Consider the following 12462-nt stretch of genomic DNA (forward strand, 5'->3'; position numbering starts at 1 on the left):
TTCACCTCTCATTCCGTTATTTTTATAAAGAAATTTCTAAATTCCCATCGAAGAAATAGAGAATTTTCCCCTCTAATGATCTGTTTGTTAAACGTTCTACTGCTGCTGCGTATAACGCTAATTGGGTTTCATAGCGCTTTTTCAAAATCGGTTCGGCAGCCTCTAGTCCGCCAGAATATCTGCCTTGCACTCTATCTGTTTTATAATCAAGTAAATAAAGCTTTCCATCTACTTCAAACAAACAATCAATCATTCCTTGAATAAGCACAGGTTCATCCTCTGCATCAATATGGCTGTACACCTCTTTGACAGGTAAAATCATACTAAATGACACTTCTCGTTTCACCCAGTCCGCTTTCCGCAGTTTTTGACCAATAGAAGTAGAAAAGAAGGCCATGATCCCTTCTCGATCAATAGACAGGATTTGCTCATCTGTTAGTAAGTCTCGCTGCTGTAAGGAATCGAGCAGCTGCTCTATACGAGATTCATCATAAGGCTCTTCTGAAGGAAGCGGAATGTGCTGCATGACTGTATGCATCGCAGTACCTTGTTCTGCGGCAGTGAGTGTTTTTTTCTTCATAAAAGCCGGCCGGTCATACAAGGTTGCACGAGCTTTTCGAATAGAAGCAGGAACACTGTACTCATCCTGTACTTCTTTCATCCTTTTTATCTCTGAGACAGACTGCTTTGTACCGACTTGCGAGGCCGCTACATATGGGTATTTCCATGAGAGTCTCTCGGCAACCTCCTCTTCATAATCACCACGTCCTTCAACAGGAAGACCTTCCATTAATGCTTGTACCACTTCGTCATGCTGCTTCTTTTCAAGTGACACATCTTCTTTTAGAAGATCTGAGGCTTGAGTAAATGAGATGGTGAATGATGATGGATGCGAGAGAACAACATCGCCTGCTTCTTCTAAAATGGATGACATCGCTTGATGACGGATGAGAGCAGGTCCTATAAAATCTAAGTAAGTTTTGGCTTGGTATCGTTCAAAATCAGGGAGGAGCCACTCTTCTCCATTTGCGGCATTTTGCCATTTACTTAATGCTTTCACCTGATTTTTGACGGAGCCAACAAGGAATAATTTTTCCTTGGCCCTTGTAAGCGCCACGTATAGAACCCTCAGCTCTTCAGATAATAACTCTTTTCTCATCTTTTTTTTCATCGCCACAAGCGGTAATGTCGCATAACTAATTCTCAGCTCTGGATGAATATATTTGCTTCCAAAGCCTAGTTCTTTATCGAGCAAGTAGGACTGGTTTAAGTCCATCATATTAAAGTTCCTGCCGAGTCCTGCGGTAAAGACAACGGGAAATTCTAAACCTTTACTGCTGTGAATCGTCATCATGCGAACAACGTCCTCTGTTTCACTGAACGTTTTCGCTGCTCCAAGATCATCTCCACGCTCTTGCATTCTTTCAATAAAACGAAGGAATCGAAACAGTCCTCTAAAGGCAGCCTTTTCATACTGCTTTGCTCGATCATAAAGAGCACGAAGATTTGCCTGCCTCTGCTTCCCGCCAGGCATCCCGCCAACATAATCTACATACTGGGTATCGCGGTACACTTCCCAAATCAATTCTGCTACCGAATGATTCATGGAGAAATCACGCCACTTACGCAGAAATCGGAAGAATCTCTCTAGTTTTTTGCATGTAGGGTGATCAGAATGGGTTACACTCATGAATGCCTTCACAGCATCATAATAAGTGCCTTTTTTATCACTCGTTCTCATAAGTGCCATTTCATTTTCGTCTAAATGAACAATAGGTGATCTTAAAACAGCTGCAAGCGGGATATCCTGATATGGATTATCGATTACTTTTAACAGAGAAAGAATCACAGACACCTCTGTTGCTTCGAAATAGCCTGACGAAAGATTCGCATACACAGGGATTCCCTGCTTCTTCAATTCCTCCATCATTTGCGGGGCCCACGGCATAGAACGAAGCAAAATCACGATATCTCGATATTGCAAGTTGCGGGTCATTTGCTGTTTTGCATCGTACACTTGAAAAGGCTGTTCAACCAATTCTTTTATTTTCTTTGCAATGACCCTCGCCTCAAATTGCACGGTCTCTAGTTCTTCTCGTTCTTCGTCGCTTTCCGCTTCATGTTGATCTAGATGGACAAGGAGCATTTCTGTCGTTGTATCTTTGCTTTGCGGATAACTCGCCCCAAGCTTTAATTCAGCTTGTTCATCATATTCAATTTCTCCAACTGTTTCCCCCATCAGCTGTTTGAACAAAAAGTTCGTACAGTCTAAAACATCAGAACGGCTACGGAAGTTTTTATTTAAATCAATTCTCTTACCTGTTTCATTGCCGTCTGTTTTAAAGTGTTTATATTTGTTTAAAAAGAGCATTGGCTCAGCCAGTCTAAACCGATAAATGGACTGCTTTACATCACCAACCATAAAAAGGTTGCCTTCTGCAGGATGTTCCCCTTTAGACACAAGCTTTAAAATCGTTTCTTGTACAAGGTTTGTATCCTGGTATTCATCAACGAGCACTTCTTCAAATTGCTGTTGATAGTATTTAGCTGCTTCTGTTTCGATCAAATTTCCTTCCGCGTCCTGCTTCGCTAAAATGCGTAAGCAATAATGCTCTAAATCTGAAAAGTCTACGATTGATTTTTCTTGTTTTGCTCTTTCGAAACGTTCTCCAAATTGGATGACAAGCTCCACAAGGGTCCCAACAACTGGCTTCATTTCAGCCAAGCTATTTAAATGCTGTGCAGGACTGCGCATAAAGTATTCATCTTTTAGCTTTTCTAATTGTTTTTTCGCTTGATTGCGTGCATCTGTGGCTTTTTCTAACAGAACAGGGTCGTATTCGTCCCCTTTGCACGTCTTTAGCCTTTTAAAATTGATGTTCGGTAAGAGCTCATAAAGCTTCTCAAAATCATCTTGATGCCTGATTAATTCATGTACTTGCTCTAAATCATCTATAAAATTCTCTGCTCTCGGTGCTGGACCACCCGGCTCTTTTGATAGGGTAAGAGCTCGTTCGAGCAGCTCCTGACAGCTCCGGAAAACGAGAGAAAGATCCTCTCTTATATATGGATAAAATGGTAATTTTTCTACTTTTGTTTGTGCATCCACATCATAAAGAGAAAGGAATGCCCGCATCCATTGCTCCGGAGAAGGATGAGACCTAGAAAATTCATAAATTCTTTTCACGAGCCATTGCAAATCTAAGTCATGCCGATCCGATGTGTAACGATCAACCAGTTCAAAGAATGCTTGCTTTCCAGCCTTATATTCATCTTCAAACAGCTCATCTAACACTTCATCTCCTAATAATTCTCCTTCTGTTTGATCAGCCAAACGAAAGCCTGGATCAAGATCAATCTCATAATAAAAGGTGCGTAGAACTTGCAAGCAAAAGGAGTGCAAGGTAGAAATATTGGCTCGATTCATGAGGGACAGCTGTCTTCTCATATGAAGTGACCCTGGGTTTTTGGATAACTCTTTTTCAAGTGCTTCAGTGATCCGGTGCTTCATTTCTGCCGCAGATGCATTTGTAAAAGTCACAACGAGCAGACGGTCTACGTCAACTGGATCCTCAGGCCGGGTCATTTTTCGAATCAGCCGTTCAACCAAGACAGCTGTTTTACCTGACCCCGCCGCAGCAGCAACAAGGATATCCTGTCCTTCTGAAACGATGGCTTCCCATTGGTCATCCGTCCAAGTACTGTTATTCGGTTTTGGTATTTGCATACTGATCTCCTTCTTTTTTGATCCGGTCTATCATGACATCATCTTTCTCTGATGTGAGCACTCTAAATTCATTGTCCTCTATTGATTCATCAAACTGGCAAATAGACTTGAATGAACAAAAGCGGCAAGGTGTTTGATCCTTCAATTTATATGGATTAATTTCTACCTCACCGTTCGTAATTCTTTCTCCTGCCTCTTCAAAAGTGCGCCGAACGTGTTTGGTGAGTATGTGGAAATGATCTTCACTTAAAACTGCAGAATCCGAACGGAAAGATCCATCCTTTTTCAAGCCCGCTTGAATGACTTGGGATAATCCTGACTCAAGCGTTTGATCCATTAGTTTTACTGCTTCTACATCTTCAAGCAGCAGACCCTTCATTTTAAATTTCTTGAATATTTCCTGCTCAATTTCATCCTCTGCGAGCGGAATAGGCGCTTGAATGAGAGGATCATGAATATGGAAATATAAAATTCCAGCAGGAGTCGCCTCCATGCCTAGCCATTCTTTAGAATAAGTAATTGTCAGGTCTAAGTAAGTGAGCATTTGCAAGGCCAAGCCATAGTATACCTCTGCTAAATCCAGCCCTTTCTCGCTGGACTTATAGTCGACAATTCTCAAAAGCAGCCCTTTTGAACCTTCTGCTTTATCCACTCGGTCTATTCTTCCGACAAGCTCCATCGTACAGCCATTTTTCAATTGAAAAGTAAACGGCGGCAGAGGCCCTTGACCTCCAAAACCTAATTCAAGTCCAACTGGAGAAAATCCACTCACTTTGGCATGTTCACTTAATATAGAAGAGACGCGAATCAGGATCTTCTGAAGTTTTTCTTTAATATAAGCATGCCGATTAGAGCTTAATAAAATTTCCTTTTGCAGACGCGGAGCAAGCTGTTCAATCGCATGTCTTGAGTAGGTGACACAATCTTCCTTCGTTAAGTTCTTCCAATCCTTTTTTTGTTCAATGAGCGTATCTGAAATATGTTTTAAAGCTGAGTGAAACAGCTGACCGATATCGGGTGCTTCCAATTTGTAAAATTGTCGATCCTTTAGTTTTAACCCGTGAGAAGCAAAGTGAGAAAATGCACACGCATTGAATTTCTCCATCCTTGAAACACTGCCTTGAATATGATCACCGTAAAGCTCTTTTGTGACATTTGGCTTTAAACGCTTCGCTCTATTTGTAAAAAACAAACTTGACATGATCTTTTTTGAAACATCCCGATTGGGTGACGTCATTAAATCATTATATACACTCCACCATACATCGCTGATGGGATATTGATTGAGCCATTGCTGCAGCTGCGAGACGGTATAGGATAACGAGACATGCTCATTCGCTATAAATTTTAATTGATCCTCGTCATCCAGCTGTTCTGGATCTAACACATAAAGAGCATGCTGGTGATTTGGCATAAGCTCTTGGCAATACTTGATGAAAGTCGAAGGCAATAGAGAACGTCCTTCTTCATCTGAAGCCGAATAGGATAGATACAAATGACGGGATGGACTTGATAACGCTTGGTAAATTAAAAATTGCTCATCTAGCAGCCGTTCCTTCCCTGTCTCTGCCAGCTCTGCTCCTGCTCGCTTTAACCATTCCCGGTCATCCTCAGACAATACACTTTCATCAGAAGGACGCGCTGGAATAACGCCATCATTTACACCAATGATAAACGTGCACTTCACTTGATACATTCTAGATAGATCCATACTTCCGATAAATACTTGGTCAAGTGAAGGCGGAATCAAAGCAAACTTTAGAGATGCTAGACCTGTATCCATCATCTGTTGGAATAAAGGAAATGAGAGCTCCTCTTCTCCGAGCATTTCAACAAATTCATCCATTAATTGAATAACAGCATCCCATACTTGTCCATGCTGCATCGCTTCAGCTAATCTACCTGTTTCTTCAGCCTCAAGCCTTGCCTTTTCAAGCTTATCCGGCACTTGTATTTCCTCTAGAAAGACATAGATGGCCTCTACCATATCCCTCACCTTTTGTGCTTTTTTCAATCTTTTTTGCAATTGAAAAAGAGGGGGAACAATCCATTCTTTCACGTCATTCAGCATTTGTTCCATTTCAATTTCTTGATCTGTTTGTCCAAAATCTTCATCTAATGATTGGAATCGCCTGTAATGAAAACGGGAGCCGTTTGTCCAGCGTTCCCCTTTTACACCATAAGCAATACAATAGTTTTCGAGCTGATCTGCCTGTTCTCTCGCTTTGTTCTTAGCGAGTTCTAGCGGAAATAGGAACTCTGTTTTCACACAGCGAAACACTGCTTCATACCGCCAGTTCCCTTTTATGACGTCCAAGCTCGAACGAATCAATTCAATGAGCGGATGATACTGCATCGATTCATTTCCATCAATAAAAAAAGGAATATCGTAATCTCGAAAAACCTCTTTTAACGTATCTTTATAGTCGTCTACATGCCTTGCAACAACCGAAATATCTCGTAACCTGAAGCCGTCCTCTCTCACTAAATCAAGAATGTCTCTCGCTACTCCCTCAATCTCAGCTCGTTTGTTTGCACTTTTAGATACTGTGAGATGAGGCGTTTCTTCTTGATACGGCTGCAGCGGTCTCTGCTCATATTGATTTTCTAAATAAGCTAGGTCTGGTGTATGAAGATGCCGTTTATTTCTCTCCAAAATGTTCTCAGAAATGTCCGCTCCGCACTCTTTGGCAAGCTGATAGAGTTGAAAATACGTTTTGCCTGTCATGCGAAATAGATCAAGTTCATTTGGCTGCGTGTCATGATATGAACGATCCACTGTGAAAGCAGCGGTTACTTTTGTGGCATGCAGCAGGAGCTGCTCAATGACGAGAAGCTGCTGCGGGGTAAACTGATAAAAACCATCTATATAAATATGCGCTCCTTTTAGTTCATCAGATAAAGGAATTTGCTGCGTAAGAAGTGTCAAATAATCTTCTGAGTGCACATATTCATCTTGTAAATGCTGCTCCATCTGCTGATAAAGAACATGCAGATCATGCAGTTTTTCTGCTGCCCGTCTTTCTTCTGTATACTCTGAATGCATGCTGGACGCTGAAATTTTTTCAATATCCTCCGGCAGCATGCAGTACCTTTTGAATTCAGCCATCGTTTTTTCTATTTGCTCAACAAACCCCGGCTTATCACTCGCTTTTTTGAATACTTTAAACTTTTCTTTCTGCTCTTCAATCACTTTTCTTAAAAGCATTTGAATCCCTGTGCTTGTGACAAATTGCCGGTTCGCTCCGCCAGTCTGCTGTAAAATAGACCAAGCAAGACGAGTAAAACTAAATACTTTGGCCCTAATCATTCCGCCAGCTTCAGACGTTTTTGCAAGCTCGTATTCCATTAAAAATGTCATTTGATCCGGGACTAAAAAAATGATTGGCGGACCCAACGGATCAAGCCGAAGCTGTTCTTTTATCTCCTCTAAGATTGCAGTCGTTTTTCCACTCCCCGATCTGCCTGCTAAAAACTGAATTTCCACGTTCCACAACACCTTTCTTATGTACTCATATTCTAGCGAAAATAAGGGTAAATAGCTATTTTCCTATCATATTCCCTTTCTCCTTCTTCATTGAAAAGAAATAGGCACCTTTCCTAGCTCTTTTCATATCATAAACCATCATGATCTAAAAGGAGCTGGCAATATCATGTATTACGGTTACTATGACTACTCGCCCTATGACATTCGCCAAAACACAAGAATCATTTCAGACCTTGAGAAGGCTCTTAATGGTGAATATTCTGCGATCCAATGCTACGAAAAACTTGCCCAAAAAGCAAATAATCCTGAGGCGAAAAAAATCATTCAAGAAATACGCCAGGATGAAGTCAGACACTATCAACTGTTTTCAAAGCTATACTATTCTTTAACTGGTAAAAACCACAAACCAAGCATGACAGAAACTTGTCCAGATCAATTCAGAGAAGGCCTTGTTTTCGCCTTTAAAGACGAACAAAAAACGGTCGATTTTTACTTATCGATATCAGACTATGTCCGGGATCAAGGAACAAAAGAATTAATGAAACGTATCGCTTCAGATGAACAGCAGCATGCGGTGTGGTTTTTATATCTTTTAACGCACCATGTTTCCTAGGTAGTCTCATTTTAATAGGAGATCATACGTTCCGTCAAAAAATGAAAATCCCTTTTTCTTCGTTCAACATGTGAAATAAACTGCTATCATCAACAAAACCTCTCATCTCTTTCACTTTTTCAAACGAGAAAAAGGCGATTTGACCAAAAAAAACTCCTCTGCTACAAAAAGCAGGAGGAGTTTTTCATGATATTTTAATGAAATTTTGCTTCATTGTTTTGCTGCTGATGTTTTAACAACCCATCAATTGACAGTATCTTACTGCCGCTAAGTGTCAAATAAAGCGCCATGACCAATAAAGAAAGTTCAAATTCATAACCGCCAACAAATCCTTTGGAAAAACTAACTGTTATAATCGCCACAGCCATAATTGGCACAAATAAAGCTGCGAAAATACGTGTTCCTAGACCTAAAATCAGGGCAATTCCACCGACCAGCTCAATTGTCTTCACAATATAGGCCATAAATTCCGGCACACCGATTTGACCAAAGAATGCAGCTGTGCCCCCTAGCCCTCCTTGATAAGCCTGAAGCCCGTGTAAAAAGAAAATAATACCTAGGATAACGCGTACGAAAAGTGTTCCTATTTCTTGATTCGTTTTCATATAGTGATTTCCTCCTGTTTTTACACTACATAATGTAATGTGAATAAGTAAAAAAATTAGTAATTTAGGTTGAGCATAATCATTAAGACCACCATGAGGATGGCTGATGTCACGATTGGAATGAGCGGTACATTGAAAGGAATATTGTATGTTGGGTTTAAGATCTTTTGTATTCTTAAATTTAACGCCCGATCTCCAAAGGACACCGCAAACTTCGTTTGTTTTTGAAACTGGGTTCTCTTTTTAATGAGTTTCAAGAGGGCCTGCCCCACTCCAAGCTCCGTGCCTGTCTGCCGAATAGCATAGTCATCTGCAATCACTTCACGAAAAACGGAGTAACTTTGTCTCATATGCTTTAACACTGGAATGTACCAAATCACTTTTGTGAGCATTGAAAAAGCGAAAGCCTTTAAAGGGTCATAGCTGTATTTGTGATGCAATTCATGATGAACAACAGCATCAATCTCCCCTTCATCAAGCATGTCCATAAGTGCCGTTGATAAGTAAACCTTTGGATGAAGCATCCCCATTGCAAAAGCAAGTGGTTCATGACAATGAAAAACAATGATGTCGTTTGCATATTTCTCTGATAGAAAATCGGTCGTTTCCTGATCGACTGCCATCATCATATTTCCTTTGAATTGGATGTACTTTCTGATTTGCTTCGTCATATAGAAAACCGCAAATCCCAATGTGTAGAGAACTAAAGCATCCAGAAAATATTTTAAAGGAGTGAATCCGTAGAATTCGAGAACAGACTGGCATACATGGATCAGGTTATATGCTTGATTCCACCCGAAAAAGCTTGAGAGCACATAATACCCCATCTGATAAAAAATCGCTAAACCAATCAATATACCGCCTAAAAAAAGCAGACTCGACTTCATTTTATTCATTTTGCTGCTCCTCTTTTTTTGATGCAAGCCTTGCTTCAAGTACTTTGAGTAATTCAGGATCAGCACTTTCAATCGCATCTACCATATGATTCACTGCCAGTGGACCGAAATCATCCATCAGCCCTTGCGTAATCCACTTTGTTTGCTCATTTAGAAATTCTTCTTTTGTTAAAATGGGATTATAAATAGATGAACGCCCTTTTGTTTTCTTTTCCACAATTCCTTTTTCGGTTAAGCGATTCAGCACAGTCATCACCGTGTTGAAATTAATCGGCTTCTCATCTGACAGCTTCTGCTGTACCTCTTTAATCGGCATATCCTCGCCTTGATAAAGAATCTCCATAATCCTTCCCTCTAAAGGACCAAAAAAACGATTCAATCCCTTTTCGTTATATTTAAAAGAAGGAATTTTCATGTCATCACCCCACACTAAGCATTGTAGTGTAATTGAAAATGATAGTCAACTGATAACAAAAATAGGGGAAAATCGTTGTGTGTTGTTGTTGCTTTTGGTAAAAATGATATCTTTATATTACATGAAGATAAATAGAGCGTATTAACGATAAGATAATCTTATGAAAATGGTGAAAAAATTCGTATTTTATTTATAGAGACTTTTGTATTATAGTGAATATAACAACATTTCACTTACTGAACAAACATATAGGAAGAAGGTTTACATGTGATGAAACAAGGAAACAGCCTTCGAGCCGATCTGATTCTGATCGCGATAAGCGGTTTAGGTGGATTTCTTTTGTCTTTAACAGGAATGTCTATTGGCTGGATGGTCGGTACGTTAATCACAGCTGCATTTATTGCCATGCGCCGCCCCACCCTGTTTCAGCGTAAAGGAAACAACACCATACGTATTCACAGCAGATGGCTACTCCTTGGTCAATTCATTCTCGGAATCGAACTTGGACAGAAAATGAACATGAAAGTCATTCACATTTTCGCTGACAATTGGCTCCCAGTGAGTTTCATGCTCGTCTTTTCTATACTACTAGCGATGCTCTCCGGCTTTCTCTTATGGAAGCTGAGCAAAACAGATATGCTGACCAGCTTTGTCGGAACTGCACCAGGCGGCCTATCCGCAATGCCGGGGATTGCCCAAGAGGTTGGAGCAAATACAGCTGTTGTGAGTCTCGTACAAACGATACGTGTATTAATGGTTGTACTCACCATCCCATTTACGGTGTTCTATTTAAATACAAAAAATCAATCTGATGCGGTTATAGCAGCACAGGGCAGTGCCTTCTCATCAGGCGTTTTCACACTGTCAAACATCTCTTGGACCGCCGCGCTCATTTTAGGGGCGTGGCTCATGTCACGCCTAGCGGTTCGGCTTCACTTTCCTGCCCCTTGGCTGATCGGCAGCATGTTAGGGGTCGCAGCTCTTCAAGTAGGTGCAGGTGCGCTCACAGGTCATGATTTGATTCCTTATTGGCCAGCACAAACGAATATTGCTTCACAGGTATTTCTAGGTGCCACCATCGGTTCAAAAATGAATAAGCAGATGTTTGTTGGGCTAAAAAACACCTTCATTGTGGCCGTCGTCAGTTCAGCCGGGCTGATTGCTGCGACTGTTCTCAGTTCAATTGCCATTGCAGAAATCACAGGTATTTCTGTCATTACAGCCATTCTTGCTTTTTCGCCTGGGGGTATTGCAGAAATGGCGACAACAGCAGTCACCCTTCACGAGGACTCTACCTTTGTTGTCGCTGTACAAGTCGTCAGAATCATTCTTGTGATTGCCATGCTGCCACCGTTTTTTCGATTCTTACATCATTTCTGGGCAAAAAGACAGACTGATTATAAAGCTGCAAAATAAAAAAGAGACGCTTTGCATGAGCAGAGCGCCTCTTTTTTATTCATCGTTATTCCTCTTTACACCGACTACTTGGTCCTTTGAGATGGTCCCAAAATGCCGGCTGTCAAAGCTATGTATTCGGTTATCTCCGACCACGAAGTAATGATTTTTTTGTATTTTATCGTGTCCTGTGATGGCTTTCAGCTGAAAATCTCCTGTCAGGACGTTCCCCATTTTATGTTTTTTCTGTTCTTTTAAGTACGGTTCTTTCCACTTTGCTCCGTTGACAAATAGCTGATCATCTTCATACTTGATCTTTTCTCCTGGAAGCCCAATGACCCGTTTGATCAAAATTTGATTTTTAGGCCCGTGAAATAAAACGTAATCAAACCGGTTAATTTTCGTGAGTTTTGGCGAGAACTTATTGATTAATAATTCTGTTCCATCTGTAAATGTCGGGTCCATACTAACCCCTTCTACTTTGTACGTGACAAACATGAAATTCTTTACTTGGAACAATAAGACGATGGATGTAATCATCATCAACCATAGTAATGGCTTCTTTTTCATTAAGAGCCTCCTTTGTCCTCACGCTTGCTCATTCGAATATTCAACCTATTTTCTACTCTCTTTCCAACATACCATAATAAAGCGATAACTAGAACCGCAAAAACACTTCTTAACGGATTCTTTACTAAAGCAGAAAGATCATAGCCAATAAAACTAATGATAAAGAGCATGACACACTTACCTGATAAAGCAGCTAATGAAAATTGCCAGATGCTAATTCTTGATAGACCTGCTACTACATTAACGGCAGCAGAAGGTGTGAAAGGAAAGCAGAGTAAAATAAATAACGGACCAAATCCCCGCTTTTCCACCCAAAGCATCAATTTCTTAATGGAAGGGTGTCTGCTGATAAAGTTCAGCATTCTCATCTGCCCAAATTTTCTGATCAGTACAAAGACAAGGATAGACCCTGCGCTTGCACCGATCCAGGTCAATAAAAAGCCTTCCCAAAGGCCGAACGCATTTGCATTTGCCACAGCAAACGCAACAAGAGGTAAAAACGGTAGAAATGCTTCTATTAAAGGGAGCAATATAGCCACAATTGGTCCAAAGGCCTTGTAGCTCTCAAAAAATGATGTGATATTTTCATGAGTAAAGATAGAAAGAAATGATGGCAACTTGTTTGACTCCTTCAAGGTTTGTCTACTTTTCATTTTACATGGAAAACATAAAAATATACAAATGAATCCCCTCTCCATCCCCCCCTTGAGATTCTTTGACTCATTCGATATAATAAACAAGAACAAATGTTCTA

Annotated in this window: 9 protein-coding genes; 2 read left to right on the plus strand and 7 right to left on the minus strand. The window is 40.6% G+C overall.

Annotated elements, in window-relative coordinates:
• Positions 1-22: 22 nt before the first annotated feature.
• Together addA and addB are read right to left on the minus strand one after the other, a co-directional pair.
• Positions 23-3727, minus strand: coding sequence for a helicase-exonuclease AddAB subunit AddA (gene addA, locus R0K30_RS13335; RefSeq protein ID WP_410611174.1), 3705 nt, complete (start codon positions 3725-3727; stop codon positions 23-25).
• Entirely contained in the window at positions 3705-7214 is a 3510-nt protein-coding gene (addB, locus tag R0K30_RS13340) for a helicase-exonuclease AddAB subunit AddB (protein ID WP_410611176.1), read from the minus strand. The genes addA and addB overlap by 23 nt, the downstream gene beginning before the upstream one ends.
• 166 nt (positions 7215-7380) lie before the next feature.
• On the opposite strand from addB, the gene R0K30_RS13345 reads away from it, so the two are divergent.
• Positions 7381-7827, plus strand: coding sequence for a ferritin-like domain-containing protein (locus R0K30_RS13345; RefSeq protein ID WP_099728137.1), 447 nt, complete (start codon positions 7381-7383; stop codon positions 7825-7827).
• Between the two features lie 194 nt (positions 7828-8021).
• Here the strand turns inward: R0K30_RS13345 and R0K30_RS13350 are convergent, their stop codons facing one another.
• From R0K30_RS13350 to R0K30_RS13360, 3 genes are read right to left on the minus strand one after another with little or no spacing between them, the layout of a single operon-like run.
• Positions 8022-8432, minus strand: a complete 411-nt coding sequence (locus tag R0K30_RS13350; protein WP_099728136.1) for a DoxX family protein — start codon at positions 8430-8432, stop codon at positions 8022-8024.
• A gap of 56 nt (positions 8433-8488) precedes the next feature.
• Positions 8489-9328 carry a M56 family metallopeptidase gene (locus R0K30_RS13355; RefSeq protein WP_230030943.1) on the minus strand — a complete coding sequence of 280 codons (840 nt, stop codon included), beginning with the start codon at positions 9326-9328 and terminating at the stop codon, positions 8489-8491.
• Positions 9321-9743 carry a BlaI/MecI/CopY family transcriptional regulator gene (locus R0K30_RS13360; protein WP_024425495.1) on the minus strand — a complete coding sequence of 141 codons (423 nt, stop codon included), beginning with the start codon at positions 9741-9743 and terminating at the stop codon, positions 9321-9323. The genes R0K30_RS13355 and R0K30_RS13360 overlap by 8 nt, the downstream gene beginning before the upstream one ends.
• 270 nt (positions 9744-10013) lie before the next feature.
• On the opposite strand from R0K30_RS13360, the gene R0K30_RS13365 reads away from it, so the two are divergent.
• On the plus strand, positions 10014-11159 hold the full coding sequence (locus tag R0K30_RS13365; protein ID WP_099728134.1) for an AbrB family transcriptional regulator: 1146 nt from the start codon (positions 10014-10016) through the stop codon (positions 11157-11159).
• Positions 11160-11195: 36 nt separating this feature from the next.
• On the opposite strand, the gene lepB is transcribed toward R0K30_RS13365, so the two are convergent.
• Both lepB and R0K30_RS13375 read right to left on the minus strand, forming a co-directional pair.
• Positions 11196-11708 carry a signal peptidase I gene (gene lepB, locus R0K30_RS13370; protein ID WP_410611180.1) on the minus strand — a complete coding sequence of 171 codons (513 nt, stop codon included), beginning with the start codon at positions 11706-11708 and terminating at the stop codon, positions 11196-11198.
• On the minus strand, positions 11708-12325 hold the full coding sequence (locus R0K30_RS13375; RefSeq protein ID WP_099728132.1) for a TVP38/TMEM64 family protein: 618 nt from the start codon (positions 12323-12325) through the stop codon (positions 11708-11710). Before R0K30_RS13375 ends, lepB begins: the two co-directional genes overlap by 1 nt.
• Positions 12326-12462 lie beyond the last annotated feature (137 nt).

Source organism: Bacillus sp. SIMBA_154 (genome assembly GCF_046536015.1).
Classification (GTDB): domain Bacteria; phylum Bacillota; class Bacilli; order Bacillales; family Bacillaceae; genus Bacillus; species Bacillus pumilus_P.